We start from the raw sequence: 13,999 nt of genomic DNA on the forward strand, positions 1-13,999 counted from the left end.
AATTTTGTGTTGGCGAAACCGGCGTTAATACTTTGAAAACAAACTGCTTCCCGAGTTTGTTATTGCGGCAAAGCCGCCAGGCGCCGGTTCAGGAAGCGCTGTTCCGGTTCCTGCTGCGTCAACGCCAGCGCCTTGCCATACGCGGCGCGCGCTTCCGCGACATGTCCGAGGCGCCGATGGAAATCGGCCTGCGCCGCGTAGGCCAGATGGTAGTTTTGCAACTGGCCGTCGGCAATCAGTTTTTCCACCAGCGCCAGCCCGGCTTGCGGTCCCTGATGCATGGCCACGGCTACCGCGCGATTGAGCTCGATCACCGGGGTCGGCTCCAGCCGCAGCAAAGCGTCGTACAGGCCGACGATCTGCTGCCAGTCGGTGGCGTCGGCGCTGGCGGCCTGGGCATGCACCGCGGAAATTGCCGCCTGCAGCGTGTAGGCGCCAATGCGCCCCGACGAAAAGGCGCGCTCCACCAGGGCCGATCCTTCGACAATATACTGCGCATTCCATAAACTCCGGTCCTGCTCATCCAGCGGCACCAGGTCGCCATCCGCAGTACTGCGCGCGCCGCGGCGCGACTCATGCAGCAGCATCAGGGCCAGCAGGCCCGCCACATCGGGTTCCGGCAGCAGCTCCAGCAGCAGGCGCGCCAGGCGGATCGCTTCCTGCGACAGATCGTGCCGGGTCAGCGACGCTCCCGACGACGCCGAATAACCTTCGTTGAACACCAGGTAGATAACGCGCAGCACGCTGTGCAGGCGCACCGCCAATTCATCGCGCTCGGGAACCTGGTAAGGAATGCGGGCGTCGCGTATCTTCGCCTTGGCGCGCACGATGCGCTGCGCCAGCGTCGGCGCCGGGGTGAGGAAAGCGTGGGCGATCTCTTCGGTGCTGAGCCCGCAGACTTCGCGCAAGGTCAGGGCGATCTGGGCGTCGGGCGCCAGCGAGGGATGGCAGCAGGTAAAAATCAGGCGCAGGCGGTCGTCTTCGAGATGCTCGTGCTGGTCCGGCGCCTCTTCGGCCATCTCATCGACTATCTCGGCGACATCTTCATAGGAGGTAAACCTTGCCCGCCGCCGTATGGTGTCGATCGCCTTGAAGCGGCCGGCGGAGACCAGCCAGGCCACCGGCTGTGCCGGAATGCCATCGCGCGGCCACTGCTCGACCGCTGCCTTGAAGGCCTCCTGCAGGGCTTCTTCAGCCAGGTCGAAGTCGCCCAGCAGGCGCACCAGCGTAGCGAATACGCGGCGCGATTCGCTACGGTAAATATCTTCAATCGAAGCGCTTGTCTGCATCGTATCTGTCAATTAATTTTTGCTGCAAAGCTGTCCCTGGTCGCGGCAACCATCCTGCCTGCAAAGCAGTGTTCCTGTTGCGCTTGAATCATACATCGAACAATGTCCAGCTTCTTCATGGCAATTGAGCCCCGCAAGCGACTTGACTCGTCAATCTAATATACTGGATAATAATTCCAATATTATGGATATCGAAAGACTCGCCCGGATGGATATCAATGCCCGCATCGCCTCCCGCGTACGTTTCCTGCGCCAGCAACGCGGCTTGTCGCTGGACGCGCTGGCGGCCCGGTGCGACGTCAGCCGCTCCATGATTTCGCTGATTGAACGCGGCCAGAGCAATGCTACCGCTGTCGTCCTGGAAAAGCTGGCGGCTGGACTCGGCGTGCTGCTGCTGGCGCTGTTCGAAGAAGCGCCGGCCGCCGTCGCCCCGCTGATGCGCCGGGCCGAGCAGCCGGAGTGGCGCGATCCGCAATCGGGATACCTGCGCCGCAATATCTCGCCGCCCAATCCGCAAACGCCGATACGGATAGTCGAAGTGGAGTTTCCTGCCGGCGCCCAAGTGACTTATGAAACCGCCGCCCGCGACGCCCGCGTGCATCAGCAAATCTGGGTGCTGGAAGGCGGCATCGACATCACCGTCGGCACCAGCCGGTACGCGCTGGAACCCGGCGACTGCCTGGCGTTTCAGCTGGACTGCCCTACCGCTTTCCATAACCCCCACCGTAAGGCGGCGCGCTACGCGGTGGTCACCAGCACCGAACCCGCACAATGACAAGGACGCAAGCATGCAAACCAATATACAAATCCATCGCGTATCCGCGCTTGAAGATCCAGCATTGCTTGGCGGCCTGGGCGAACTGCTGGTCGATTGCGTGGAAGGCGGCGCATCCGTCAGTTTCATGCAGCCCCTGTCGCAAGCCCGCGCAGAAAATTTCTGGCGCAGCCTTGCCGCCAGCGTCGCTGCCGGCGAACGCATATTACTGACGGCGCAAGACTGGCATGGCGCCGTCCTCGGCACCGTGCAAGTCGTGCTGAGCCAGCCGGAGAACCAGCCGCACCGGGCCGATGTCGCCAAGCTGCTGGTGCATCGCAAGGCGCGCAAGCAAGGGCTGGGAGAGAAACTGATGATCGCCGCGGAACAAGCCGCCGCCGGCGCCGGCAAGAACGTGCTGGTGCTCGATACCGCCAGCGACAGCGCGGAACGGCTGTACAAACGCCTCGGCTGGCAAGCGTCCGGCGTGATTCCGGACTATGCCCTGCTGCCGCAAGGCGGCCTGTGTGCGACGACCATCTTCTATAAGCGCATCGAGGCCGGCGGGCAGGAAAGATAGGTCTAGGCAGCCGCCTTGGCTGCCAAAGACGGCCCGGCATCCGCCATGAAATTGCTCGGATAGCGGGTGTCGCGCAGTTTCATGAAAGGCGTTTCTACCAGCAGGTAAAGCAGCCACCCGGCGGCGACGCTCAACGCAATGATCAAACTTGCCTCGGCAACGGCATTGAGACCGGAGCCGCGCAGCATCTTGTGCGCGATCATGGACAACGGCTTGTGCGCCAGATAGATCGCATACGACCAGGCGGCCAGCTGCGCGGCGCCAGGAATCCGCCAGCGATGCAGATAGCTGGCCGGACTGAGCGCCGCCGTCACCAGCAGCGCAAAAGCGACGGCCAGCAGCGAATAGCCGAAGCCGGTCATGAAATAGCCGTAACCATAGCCGTCGATCATGTAATAGTTGACGGCCAGGTAGAACAGCAGCGCCGTCGCCGCTGCTCCCGCAAGCAGCAGCGCCTGTCCGCGGCGCAGGATTTTTTGCCAGGCCTGCGGGTGAAAATTCTTGAGAAGCGCCACCGCAATTCCTGGCAGGAATTCATCAAAGCGGCAAAAGCTTGAGTAGTAGACGTTTGGATAGTAGCCGCCGATCGCCCCACCCGCTTGCCGCCCATATTGCAGCCATAACAGGCTGCGCAGCGCGATTCCGGCCAGCACCAGCACAAAGAGCGCAATCCAGGCCAGCCGGATCGACTTGCCATAGCGCGCCGCAATGATCACCACTGCGGGCAGCAAAAGATAAAACTGTTCCTCGATGCACAACGACCACGCGTGCGAGAACGCCGTACCCGGCTGCAGCCAGAGATTCTGCGTAAACGTGAGGAAGCGCCAGAGCGGCGGTGGCGTGTTTCCCCCCATGAGGACAGGAAAGAGAAAATACAAACCCAGCACGACATAGAAATTAGGCAAAGTGCGCAGGAATCTGCGCGCGTAGAAATTCGTGAGTGAAAGCCGCTGCCCTCGGGCGATACCAGCAAAGATCTGGTTGCTGATCAGATAGCCGCTCAGCACAAAGAACAGGTCGACCCCGACCCAGCCTATCTTGCTGGCCCAGCCGAAGGTCGCTTCCTGACTGACGAAACACATGTAGTGATACATGAACACCAGGATGATGGCCGCTGCGCGCAGCGTGTCCAGGCCATTGTTTCGATGGGACTTGCTTGGCAGGACTTGCGTGATTGGCTGCATTGCGGCTTGGCGGAGAGGATTGGTCGAAGTAGTCAGCGGTGCAGGTTTTCATGGCAGCCGGGTCAAAACTGCCGGCGCATACAGCCGCCGTCCTTGCAATACGCCTGCATCCCGATGGCCGGTACATTGGCGGCCGAATATTGCCACAAAACAACTCAGTGTACTTTTGCCTGCCGCCAAATGTCTACCTATTTGTCATCACAATGTATAGCGCAACTGAACATATATGTTGCGGTTGCCTTTCAATTGCCCCCAGAAGCTGTGATCCGCGCCAAAATAATAGTCGCTGCCTGCCCGCACGTGCCAACGGTCATTGATTGCGTAGGCTATCTTTGTGCGCAACGCGCCGCTTTTGCCCGGCCATACCTGCAGGCCGGAGAATTCCATCTGCAATGTATCGTTCCACCAATTGCCGGCCAGCCGCCAAACCAAACCGCGCTGCCAGCGTGAAGCCTGGTCGCTGAGGTCGGCCTGGGCCCACGCTATTGCCCGCATCGCCGGATCATCGATCGTATCGGGACTGGAGAATCGTGACACTCGCCGCACCACGGCCTGCAATCCCAGGCTGGTTGCCTCGCTCAGCCGCCATTCGCCGCCGGCGACCAGCTTGAACTGCGATTTCTTGTGCGAGAAGTCCCGTTCGCCGCTGCTGTCGGTAAACGTGTAAGCCGCCTCGGCGCGCCATACGGTCTGGTTGCGGCTCATGCTGATGTCAGCGCCAATCACGTCCAGGCGTCGATTCTTGACCTGGACCTTGAACTGGTCGCCGAGCATGCCGCCGAAATAGAGATCCGGCGTGAGGTCCGTGCCGTGGAAATACGATATGGAACCGTCAACGTTGTCGCCACGGCCCTCCCATTTCAACGCCAGCTGCGGATGATATCGCAATGGCGCGCGGTCATAGTGCAGCGCCGGATTGATCGGCAGCGGCAGGTTGTGCGAAGCCATCGACGGAAACCACAAGCCATAGAAAGTCCCAAGGTTGCCGTCGACGCTCACCTGGGCGCCTGTGTTGCCGTAGCGCTGGTCGGCATCTTCCGGCACCAGCAACGTATAGTCCCTGGGCGACAAGTTATCCGTCGGATTGATTGCATCGGCACGCCCCCAGACCACCATTTGCCGTCCCAGGCGCAATTCCGCCGGGCCCAGATTGCGCCTCCAGTAGAGTTCACGGACCAAGCCGCTTGTCTCGCCGGACTTTCCACTGCCGGTTTCTCCACGCAACCAGCCGCTTCCAAGCACATCGCCGGCGCTGTCCAGATCGACCTTGAAGCGAGCCCAGGCCGAACTTGTTGCAATCGGGCCGCGCAGATCCAGATCGCGCGAGTGCTGCCAGACGTCGCTACGCAGCGACAGTGTGCCATCCAACGCCAACGGCGGCGCCACATCGCCTGCAAACACCGGTACCCGTATCAACGCCATCGTCAGCAAGCCGGCAACCTGCAGAAACCGCCTCCTCAGCCGGCTATCGATTCGACTCATCTATCCAGTTCGCGCGGGTTGAACATTTTCTCCGGGACATTCTGATCAACCTGAAATTCCTCGTACTTGATCGTGGTCTTGTGCTCAGTCAAAAGGTTTTGGGCTTCGGACACCATGGCCTGCCAGCGTCCGTTGCTGCCGACCGGACGGACGTCGCTGAGCGTAATGCGCTTGGCCAGTTGCCCGGAAGTGTCCCAGGCCTCGGACTTAACGGCCACGAAATTGTCCTTGCGCACCCATGTGACGCGCTTGCTTTGACCGGAGTTTTGTTTCACCGCATCGGTGGCTGGCAGCGATTCGATCACGTAGCACGGCTGGCTGCCCTCGTTTTCCTCGCGCAGTTGCCGATGGGACCATTCCTCGGGCTTGTAGCCGATCACGTCGCCATAGCTGAAATCGGTCCCCACGAAACTGTCTTTCTTGTTGGAGGCTGACAAGCGCCTGACCTTGCCCAGCGCAGGCAGGTAGATCCACATGTCGTCATCGCTGGCGGTATGCTCGATCAGCAGCGTTGCCGTGCCCTTGATATCGGCCGGGGCAAGGAAACGCACCAGCCGCATGTTGTCCGCACTATCGCCCTGCAGGCGGGTATAGGCCGAAGTTTGCCGGATCCTGGTGCTGCCGTCCCGGTTGATCAATGTGAACGTTGCCTTGAACACCGAGTCCTTCAGCTTGATCGCGGCAGCGCTCTTCTGCATGATGCTCAACGCTGTGTCTTCCGCAGCCATTGCCGGCATCTGCAGCGCAATGCCCAAGGTCAGCACGCTGGCCAGCCGGCCGATAATAGTGGTCGATATCATGTTGCGGCCCTTTCTTCAAGATCGGCAGGCAAGGTTTGGGTGTAGATGAATTTCGGGCGCAGACTGATGATGAGCGTCGGCACCAGGAACAGCGAAGCGAACGCGCTGACAAACATGCCGAGCACGATGAAAATCGCCAGCCAGAGGTGCGGCAGGTAACCAATGGACAACGAGAGAACGCTGTAACCCCCGGCAACTGCAGTGGCCACAAATAGTATCGCCTTGCCAGCCGACGCCAGCGTGTGCTGGATCGCTCCATCGATATCTTCACCCGACTTGATTTGTTCGCGGAATCGATAAAGCAGATATATCGCATAGTCGGCGCCGATACCGACCGCCATCGCGGCGAACAGCGAGTTCGGGATATTCATCGGGATGCCAAACAGACCCATCGTGCCGAAGATCACCAAGATGGTGACGAATAGCGGCGCCAGTACAATCAGCCCCACGGTCAATGAACGGAAAACGAGCGCAGACACCAGGAAGATCACAATGGCAATCTGTATGATGTTCTTGGTCTTGCCGTTCACCATGGTGTCGGTCAATGCAATATTCAAGGCCACGTCGCCGCCTACCATCAGCTTCGCGCGGTCGCCGAACTCATCCGCCGCCTTTGCCTGGATCGATCCGATAAGCTGCTTGAGGTAATCCGTATTGCCAGTCTTGAGGAGGACCGTCATCTTTGCCGATGAATAGTTGTAATCCACATAGGCATTGAAATCGTCCGGTTGCCCTGACATGGAATACAGCAACAGGTACTGCGACACCAGTTCACGCGAAGCCGGAATGCGATATTCATCGGCAGCATCGGCATGCATGGCTTGGTTCATCCGTTTTATGTAGTCCACGATCGAGACGATCTTGCCGACATTGGGCTGGCTTGCCACAAATTGCTGCAGCCTGTCCATCCCGCGCAGGATGGCCGGATCTTTGATGCCGTCCGCTGCGCCCGCGTCAATCATCAGATACAGGCTGTTGGTGCCGCCGATCTGGCGATTCAAAAAATCGTCATCCTGGCGGATTTTCAAATCGTCGGCGAAGTAAATCCTGCTGGCATTGTTGACCACGATATGCGATATGCCGAAGGCGCTCGTCGCGACCAGAAGCACGCAGCAAAGGCCGATGATCTTTCGGCGCTTCTTGCTGAGCACCTGCCTGCCGATCCAGCGCGGGATCCGGTCCCAGATCCTGAGTTTGGCTTCAATCGCGCGTTCCTTGTCATTTGGCGCGCGCAACAGCGACCTCACTGCAGGGATGAAAGTCATCTCGAGCATTACCGCGCTCACGATGCCAATTCCTGTAAACAGACCGAAGGCGCGCACGGACGATAAATCGAATATCTGGAGCGAGAAAAAACTGATTGCCGCTATGCCGCCTGCAATCAGCATCACCGGCCCCACGCCGACCATGGAACGTATCACGGCTTCCTTGTTGGCCTCCTGCGGCGCAAGCGAGGTGGTCTGGCGCAGCCGCTCGTACTCTTCGTAATAGCGCTTCAATAATTGAACCGCATGCCCGGCGGCGATGGCAAGGATCAGGATAGGCGTGGGCGAATTGAAGATATCGAGCTGCTGGCCAAGAGCCCCCATGATTCCCAGCCCCCAGATCACCCCGAGAATTGCGGTAACCAACGGTAATATCAGCCCCTGTTTGCTGCGAAACGCTTCAAAATGCAGCAAACCGATCACCAACACGGCGATGGGAAAGAGGTAGCCCATGCGGCCGGCGAATTCCTCCGACTTATCCAGATAAACCGAATTCCCGCCCATGGTCAACTTCACTTCGGGGCCTGCCTGCGCATCGACAATCGCCTTGACCGGCGCGACCATCTTGGCGAATCCATCCGATCTCTCCTTCAATTCCACCAGTATCGCGGCGGTCTTGAAGTCCGGCGAAACAATGGTATTCATGTAAACCGGGTTGGCCTTCAATGCCGCCCTCAGGTCTTTCTGCTCCTGCTCGCTGAGGTCGGTCTTGCCCAGCAGCGGACGGGCCTCGAACCCTTCCGACGTGCCATGGATGTTTTTCGCCTGCGGCGCGGCAAGGCTGACCAGCGTGCTTTTCACCACGCCTGGGGTGGCCTCCAGCTCATCGGTAATTTGCTTTACGCGCTGCAATACCGCCGGTTGAAAAATGTCTCCCTCCGTGGCCGTGACACCGATCAGGACCAGATACTCCGATCCAAACACCTTGTCGATCAACTTGGTGGACTGGGTAAACGGATGGCTTTGCGGATTCAGCGCCGTCGGATCAATGACAACGCGCAGTCCGGAGGCAAAGTACGCCAGGACCACCGTCAGCAACAGCGTCGCTACGATGGATAGCCAGCGAAACCGAATAATCGTTTCAGTAAATTTACGCATCAATTTCTCTCATGTTTTGATCGGCTCCGGCCATGCATGGCTCATGCGAGGTGCGCTTTCGATATTTGCACCCATCTGCATTTGCGCCTGGTTTTTTTTGCCATTGGCAGCAATTTTCGATTTGTTTCATATCGTCCTTTATCCAACGCCGTCCAATCTGCGCCGCGGTTAGCCTTGTCATGCCGCGATTGGCTGACTTTTCTCCACTGCTTCGACGGCGGACTCCAGCAAGACTGGCGAATTGATCGGCATGCACTGTATTGCCGGCGCAATTCTTTTAGTAAGGTTAGTCAACACCTCGCCCGGCCCGATTTCGACGAGGTGCGTAATGCCGACTTGCTCGAAGCGACGGATGGTCTCGACCCATCTGACTGGCCGTGTGAGCTGCGCTACCAACGCTTCCTTGATGAACCACTGATGCGCTACGCGCATGTCGCTGTTCTGGAGCACATCGAATGCCGGCTGTTCCACCGACAGGGATTGCAGGCGCGCACCCAGGCTATCCGCGGCGGATTGCATCAGCGCGGAGTGAAACGGTCCGCTGACAGGCAAGACAAATACCATCTTGGCGCCGGCTTCCTTTGCCTTGCTCTTGATCCTTTCGATCGCAGCCAGGTGCCCCGCCACCACCACCTGTCCCGGTGCGTTATAGTTGGCCGGCTGCAGGAGGTCATCGCCAGCGCAATCGATGCACAGCTGCTCCACCGCCTCGTCACCCAGGCCAAGGACGGCCGCCATCCCGCCGCTGCCCGGCGGCACTGCCTTGGCCATGGCCTGGCCGCGAAAGCGCACAACACGGATCGCATCGGCCAGCGTCATCGCGCCGCTGGCGACCAGCGCGGAATATTCTCCTACGCTGTGTCCGGCTGCCGCGACAGGCGACATCGGCACGCGTTCTTGCCAGGCCCGGAACAAGGCAACGGACACCGCGACCAGCGCCGGCTGGGTATTGTCGGTACTGTTGAGCGTCTCCGCCGACCCGCACTCGATCAGCTTCCATAAATCCAATCCCAGCGCGTCCGACGCTTCGGCAACGGTGTTCCGGACCGTCGGCTCGCCAGACCATGCATCCAGCATGCGGATACTTTGCGAACCTTGCCCTGGGAATACATAGGCGACTCTCTTATTCATGATGTGAAATGCTCCTCAGATACGGGATATATAAGGCACTGCTGAATATGCATGCTTACTACGCACGCTGACTACGCTCGCTTACGCAAGTGCCGCCGAATGCTGCAGGTAAAGCGAAGTTGCAGCGAAATGAAGCAGACCGATCAGCAGCGACAGCAGCGACGATCCCCATTCAAATCGCGTCAACGTCCTGCCGCCCACCAGCAATGGCACGATCATCACTCCGCGCACGGTATACAGCGCTGCAATGGCGAGCAGCCCCACCTGCAAAAATGGCGGGATCGGCACCCATCCGCCGGCGGCAATGTAGTAGTAGGCGAAAATCAGGAAAGTGATGGTAATGCCAGAGGTCAGCAGGGCCGGCAGCCACGAACCGCGCTCAGCCATTGAGGCAAGACGCTCGCCGGCGCCGAACTGGCGATAGGCGACAGGGCCTTTCAAGATCACATACACGTGGAGCAACGCAATCAGTACGCTGGCGGCGCCAGCGCTGATGATGAGAGAGTTCGCGAACATTGTCGATTTCCTATTTCTATTGAATGAACTGGCTGGCAAGCGCGGCGCCTGCTAGGCTGTCTTGTCCGTTCGTCCGGCAAATTTACCCAGGAATGCGCCGAATACGCTGGCGGACCAGGTCGCCGGCAGCGCGCGCTGCAACCATCCCACAATGCGGTTCATGGCTCCCGGCGTGACGCGCGCCTGGTTGTCTTGCAAGGCATCGAGACACTGCCCAACCACGAATCGAGGAGAAAGATGCGGCACTTTCTCCACTGCCTGGCGCGGAACGCCGGCCGCTGCGGTGAACTCGGTTTCCGTGGCGCCGGCGCACAGCGCGGTCATCCTGATTCCCTTATCGCGCAATTCATGCCGCAGCGATATTGTCAACGACAGCAAATACGCCTTGCTGGCCGAATAGACAGCAAGATAGGGGGAAGGAGAAAACGCGGCAATCGACGCAACGTTGACGACAAAGCCCTGCCGCCGTTGCGCCATCTGCGGCAAGACCGCATGCAGCAGCATCGTGGGAGCGCGCATGTTGAGGTCGATCATCTCGGATTGCGCCAGCTCCGGCGATTCGGAAAACGCATTGAAACAACCTTTGCCCGCGTTGTTGATCAGGATATCGATGCGCTCCTGCTTCACCATCCGGATCAATCCAGCAAGCTGTTCGCCGTCCACCAGGTCAATCGTCAGCGTACGAACCGAATTGGCGCGCCTTTGCTCCAATTCAGATTGCAGCTCATGCAACAGCGCCTGGCGCCTGGCGACAATAATCAGGTCGGCGCCCATGCCATGCAACTGCCTGGCGAATTCCGCCCCCAATCCTGAAGAAGCTCCCGTCACCAGCGCGACATGGCCGGCAAAATCATTGCGCTTCATAACCAATCTCCTTGTAACAGCTCATCCGTCCTTCGACCGATAAAAAACTAGGCGTTGATGCCGCGCCAAGACAAGCGCCGTCCGGCTTCCCGCCGGCGGCGGGTCCGAAACGACGTCATCCGGCGGGCCATTTCAATAGCAGAGCGTCGCAGCAACGAACGACATGCCGGAACTGCCGAGCCAGAATCCGATGCGGTCTCCGCGGCAGACCTCGCCGCTCTCGACATGCAAGGCTATCGCGGCAGGAATCGAGGCAGGAATCGAGGCAGAACCGACGTTGCCGAATTGCGGATAGATGAATTTGACGACATCGCCGAACCCTGCCTGCTCAGCCCATTTCCGATACTCGCCGACCGATCCTCCGGAGTGAGGGAAAACGATCTTGATCTGGTCGCGCTGCGGCGCAAGCTTGCTCAAGCTCGCCACCATATGTTCGCCGGCGATATTGAATACTTGAGAGCTGAACGAGGTGAACGCGCCTAACCCGTTGAGGCCGATCCGCTTGCTCGGCATGGAACGGGATTCGTAGCCGCCCAAGGGAATCGTGCAGAGGTCGGCGCCGCTCTTTACCGACGAGAAATTGAATTCCCAGTCATCGCCGCCATCCGCTGCAAGCACGGTGGCGGACGCGCCATCGCCGCCGCAATAGGCTGAGAAGCAGTGGGCGATATCGCGCAAACCGGTGAGCTGAAAATTGCTGGGATAGGACACGCCGCCCGGAACGTAATAGGACTCGGCGTTGACGATCAATGCCTTTTTGTAGCGGCCGGCCGCAAAGTGGCTCTGCACGATATCGCAGCTGCGCGTCCAGGCCATGCAGGCATCAAGCACGTCAAAACAATCGACGCCGTCCATGCCCAGCGCCTGCGCCACGAAATAGGCGTCGCCCGGTTCGATGAAACCGCGGCAGTTGCCGGCGTATATCAGCAAATCGATGTCTTCCGCCTTGCAGCCGGCCTGCGCCATTGCCTTGTGCGCCGCCTTGACCATCAGGTCCAGGGGACGCTCGTCCTCGGCGAACCAATATCGTTTCTGCAGCTGCGTACTCTCCATCATCCCGTTGATGTATGTCAACGCTCGGTCAAGGTCGCCGTCGAAGCGATCCGCACTATGCTTGCGGATTTCGTCCAGCACATCCTGATTACTCATCTCGCGCGACGCCGGCAAGAAGGAAATTCCATCTATACGCATTTTGAATCCTTGTAAAAATTAAAAACGATGCCGAAAACTGTCCGCCCTAGCGCGGATCCACCATTGCGATCAAGTTGCCGACGCGACTTACCACCTGCTGACCGATCCTTGCCTCTCCACTGAGCACCACGCCGTTTGCCAATTGCCGCTCGATGCGTGCCTCGATCGTAAGCACCGCATCGAACGGGATGTCGCTGATCAGCTCGGCATCGCAAATCGACCCCAGCACGATGTCCACGGCCTGGCTGCCGTCGCGCGACAAGAAATACAATGCGATGCCTGCCTGCCCGATCGATTCGAGCACCAGTCCATGCGGATAGCTGGACGGGAAGCCATCAAGAAACAGGGGCGAGGCGCGATTGACCACTTTGCGCGCGCGCAGCCAGTCCCCGGCTTGAAAATCCTCTATGACGTCGACCAGCAGGAATGGATAGCGGTGGGGCAGGATCTCTGTCAATGCGCGGTGACCGATGGTCCGCTCGCCTGGCGCCGCAGGCAGCGCCGGCGCCGTAACTTCGCTGGCGGGGCGCATTCCGGGCTTGCACAACAGGGTGGCCCTGGTCTTTACCGTCTCGCCGGCCCGGGCCTGCAGCGCGATTTCAAGCCCGTCCTGGCTGCTCTTTTTCACCGACGCCACCAGTTCGAGCACATCGCCGGGAACAACTGCGTCAAGGTATTGAATGCGCTTGATCGCGGCGACTGTCGCAGGGCCGCCGAACACTTTCCCGGCAACGGCCTCGGCCAGGCGGAGAAACTGCTCTGCAATCAAGACCCCGGGATAGATCGGGTTGTTCGGATAGTGGCCGAGGGCAAAGATATCGCTACCACTGACGAACAGATGGGTTCGCATTTCGGAGTCTGCCGCAGTATTGTCGGCAGGCAGCGCGGCTGTTCTCATAATATCGTTCATAGTTGGTTCACCAGTACCAGACACAGTCATATTGTTGGATCAATCCGGGCATGTCGTCATCCTGCACCAGCCGTATTTGTTTCATCAGGTTCTCCGGCATCAGCTGGAGCCGTTCGCAGTCCGCTTGCCAGGCGTAGACCGGGACCCCGTCTTGCAGCAGATGCTGCAAGGTGGTCTCGTAATGAGAGATATCGTCGATCCGCAGATCGCCTAGGGATAGCGCGACACGCTCTTGCCGGCACCGGCCGAACATCACGGCATCGCCTTTCAGCAGCAATCCGGTATTTGCGCCCATCCGGCGCATGACCCGGCTCAGCCAGACGATATGGCCGTACTGTTCCTCCAGGCTCCCGCGGAAAGCCCGCTCCACGATGGCCAGCGAACTCTTTGAACGCCGCCTGGTGCGGGGAGCAATAGTGGCGGAAACCGCGCTCATGATTTGACTCCCAGCACCAGCGACACATCAGCCTCGCTCAGGTAATGCTGGAAGGTAAAGGGAATCTTCACCTTGGCTTCGGGTATCTGCTGCGTCGCCCCGCGCTCTTCCATGCAATAGCGGCACACCAGCCAGTCCAGCATCTGCCCTCCCCCGCCATAGCGGCGCATCAGCCCCTGAATCAACTCAGCCGTGGTCGGGTTATGGGTCTGGTCTTCCGGGCCGGCAAAAGAATCGCGCGGACGGACCAGCGAACTCTGCGACAGTCCTGTCGCATAACCGCAATTCCATACCGTTACACGATGTCCTTTCGACAGCGCCGACTCAACCATGCGGAACAGCGAAGTCGTCGTCTCCGTTTGGAACGGCGTGCCCATCATGCCAAAAAACAGGCTGGGCTTGCCTCCCTCCGGCTGCGGCGTATCCTGGTCCTTCGATAAAGCCTGCCTTGATGCGGGAGGCCGAGCAAGGTGTTCATGTATTTCAGTCATCGCATCCA

At 59.4% G+C, this 13,999-nt stretch carries 14 protein-coding genes; 2 read left to right on the forward strand and 12 right to left on the reverse strand.

Annotated elements, in window-relative coordinates; translation table 11 throughout:
• Positions 1-59: 59 nt before the first annotated feature.
• On the reverse strand, positions 60-1,301 hold the full coding sequence (locus tag KHU30_RS06255; protein WP_230427198.1) for an RNA polymerase sigma factor: 1,242 nt from the start codon (positions 1,299-1,301) through the stop codon (positions 60-62).
• A 172-nt stretch (positions 1,302-1,473) separates the two neighbouring features.
• Here KHU30_RS06255 and KHU30_RS06260 point away from each other — a divergent pair, with 172 nt between their 5' ends.
• Positions 1,474-2,064, forward strand: a complete 591-nt coding sequence (locus tag KHU30_RS06260) for a helix-turn-helix domain-containing protein (RefSeq protein ID WP_230427199.1) — start codon at positions 1,474-1,476, stop codon at positions 2,062-2,064.
• 13 nt (positions 2,065-2,077) lie between these two features.
• Positions 2,078-2,623 (forward strand): GNAT family N-acetyltransferase, encoded by a 546-nt coding sequence (locus KHU30_RS06265; protein WP_211441710.1) that lies wholly within the window; start codon positions 2,078-2,080, stop codon positions 2,621-2,623.
• Positions 2,624-2,625: 2 nt separating this feature from the next.
• On the opposite strand, the gene KHU30_RS06270 is transcribed toward KHU30_RS06265, so the two are convergent.
• The 11 genes from KHU30_RS06270 to KHU30_RS06320 all read right to left on the reverse strand — a co-directional run bounded on the left by KHU30_RS06270 (position 2,626) and on the right by KHU30_RS06320 (position 13,991).
• On the reverse strand, positions 2,626-3,807 hold the full coding sequence (locus KHU30_RS06270) for an acyltransferase family protein (protein ID WP_211441711.1): 1,182 nt from the start codon (positions 3,805-3,807) through the stop codon (positions 2,626-2,628).
• Between the two features lie 198 nt (positions 3,808-4,005).
• Positions 4,006-5,289 carry a DUF1302 domain-containing protein gene (locus KHU30_RS06275; protein WP_211441712.1) on the reverse strand — a complete coding sequence of 428 codons (1,284 nt, stop codon included), beginning with the start codon at positions 5,287-5,289 and terminating at the stop codon, positions 4,006-4,008.
• Entirely contained in the window at positions 5,286-6,089 is an 804-nt protein-coding gene (locus tag KHU30_RS06280; RefSeq protein ID WP_211441713.1) for an outer membrane lipoprotein-sorting protein, read from the reverse strand. The genes KHU30_RS06275 and KHU30_RS06280 overlap by 4 nt, the downstream gene beginning before the upstream one ends.
• The gene (locus KHU30_RS06285; protein WP_211441714.1) at positions 6,086-8,452 is read right to left on the reverse strand and encodes an efflux RND transporter permease subunit; all 2,367 of its coding nucleotides are present in this window, start codon (positions 8,450-8,452) and stop codon (positions 6,086-6,088) included. Before KHU30_RS06285 ends, KHU30_RS06280 begins: the two co-directional genes overlap by 4 nt.
• 177 nt (positions 8,453-8,629) lie before the next feature.
• The gene (gene fabD / locus KHU30_RS06290) at positions 8,630-9,583 is read right to left on the reverse strand and encodes an ACP S-malonyltransferase (protein WP_211441715.1); all 954 of its coding nucleotides are present in this window, start codon (positions 9,581-9,583) and stop codon (positions 8,630-8,632) included.
• An 81-nt stretch (positions 9,584-9,664) separates the two neighbouring features.
• Positions 9,665-10,099 (reverse strand): hypothetical protein, encoded by a 435-nt coding sequence (locus KHU30_RS06295; protein ID WP_211441716.1) that lies wholly within the window; start codon positions 10,097-10,099, stop codon positions 9,665-9,667.
• A gap of 51 nt (positions 10,100-10,150) precedes the next feature.
• Entirely contained in the window at positions 10,151-10,963 is an 813-nt protein-coding gene (locus KHU30_RS06300) for an SDR family NAD(P)-dependent oxidoreductase (protein ID WP_211441717.1), read from the reverse strand.
• Between the two features lie 132 nt (positions 10,964-11,095).
• Positions 11,096-12,154 (reverse strand): beta-ketoacyl-[acyl-carrier-protein] synthase family protein, encoded by a 1,059-nt coding sequence (locus tag KHU30_RS06305; RefSeq protein WP_211441718.1) that lies wholly within the window; start codon positions 12,152-12,154, stop codon positions 11,096-11,098.
• 46 nt (positions 12,155-12,200) lie between these two features.
• Positions 12,201-13,064 carry a hotdog family protein gene (locus KHU30_RS06310; RefSeq protein WP_211441719.1) on the reverse strand — a complete coding sequence of 288 codons (864 nt, stop codon included), beginning with the start codon at positions 13,062-13,064 and terminating at the stop codon, positions 12,201-12,203.
• A gap of 7 nt (positions 13,065-13,071) precedes the next feature.
• A complete protein-coding gene (locus KHU30_RS06315; protein WP_211441720.1) occupies positions 13,072-13,500 on the reverse strand; it encodes a hypothetical protein in 429 nt (142 codons plus the stop codon).
• A complete protein-coding gene (locus KHU30_RS06320; protein WP_211441721.1) occupies positions 13,497-13,991 on the reverse strand; it encodes a DsrE family protein in 495 nt (164 codons plus the stop codon). Before KHU30_RS06320 ends, KHU30_RS06315 begins: the two co-directional genes overlap by 4 nt.
• Positions 13,992-13,999 lie beyond the last annotated feature (8 nt).

Source organism: Collimonas humicola (genome assembly GCF_018304945.1).
GTDB classification, from domain to species: Bacteria; Pseudomonadota; Gammaproteobacteria; order Burkholderiales; family Burkholderiaceae_D; genus Collimonas; species Collimonas humicola.

Excerpts from the sequence above, each read along its gene's own strand:
- KHU30_RS06260 (WP_230427199.1), top strand. The coding sequence starts at position 1,474 with ATGGATATCGAAAGACTCGCCCGGATGGATATCAATGCCCGCATCGCC.
- KHU30_RS06265 (WP_211441710.1), top strand. The coding sequence starts at position 2,078 with ATGCAAACCAATATACAAATCCATCGCGTATCCGCGCTTGAAGATCCA.
- KHU30_RS06270 (WP_211441711.1), bottom strand. The coding sequence starts at position 3,807 with ATGCAGCCAATCACGCAAGTCCTGCCAAGCAAGTCCCATCGAAACAAT.
- KHU30_RS06275 (WP_211441712.1), bottom strand. The coding sequence starts at position 5,289 with ATGAGTCGAATCGATAGCCGGCTGAGGAGGCGGTTTCTGCAGGTTGCC.
- KHU30_RS06280 (WP_211441713.1), bottom strand. The coding sequence starts at position 6,089 with ATGATATCGACCACTATTATCGGCCGGCTGGCCAGCGTGCTGACCTTG.
- KHU30_RS06285 (WP_211441714.1), bottom strand. The coding sequence starts at position 8,452 with ATGCGTAAATTTACTGAAACGATTATTCGGTTTCGCTGGCTATCCATC.
- fabD (WP_211441715.1), bottom strand. The coding sequence starts at position 9,583 with ATGAATAAGAGAGTCGCCTATGTATTCCCAGGGCAAGGTTCGCAAAGT.
- KHU30_RS06295 (WP_211441716.1), bottom strand. The coding sequence starts at position 10,099 with ATGTTCGCGAACTCTCTCATCATCAGCGCTGGCGCCGCCAGCGTACTG.
- KHU30_RS06300 (WP_211441717.1), bottom strand. The coding sequence starts at position 10,963 with ATGAAGCGCAATGATTTTGCCGGCCATGTCGCGCTGGTGACGGGAGCT.
- KHU30_RS06305 (WP_211441718.1), bottom strand. The coding sequence starts at position 12,154 with ATGCGTATAGATGGAATTTCCTTCTTGCCGGCGTCGCGCGAGATGAGT.
- KHU30_RS06310 (WP_211441719.1), bottom strand. The coding sequence starts at position 13,064 with ATGAACGATATTATGAGAACAGCCGCGCTGCCTGCCGACAATACTGCG.
- KHU30_RS06315 (WP_211441720.1), bottom strand. The coding sequence starts at position 13,500 with ATGAGCGCGGTTTCCGCCACTATTGCTCCCCGCACCAGGCGGCGTTCA.
- KHU30_RS06320 (WP_211441721.1), bottom strand. The coding sequence starts at position 13,991 with ATGACTGAAATACATGAACACCTTGCTCGGCCTCCCGCATCAAGGCAG.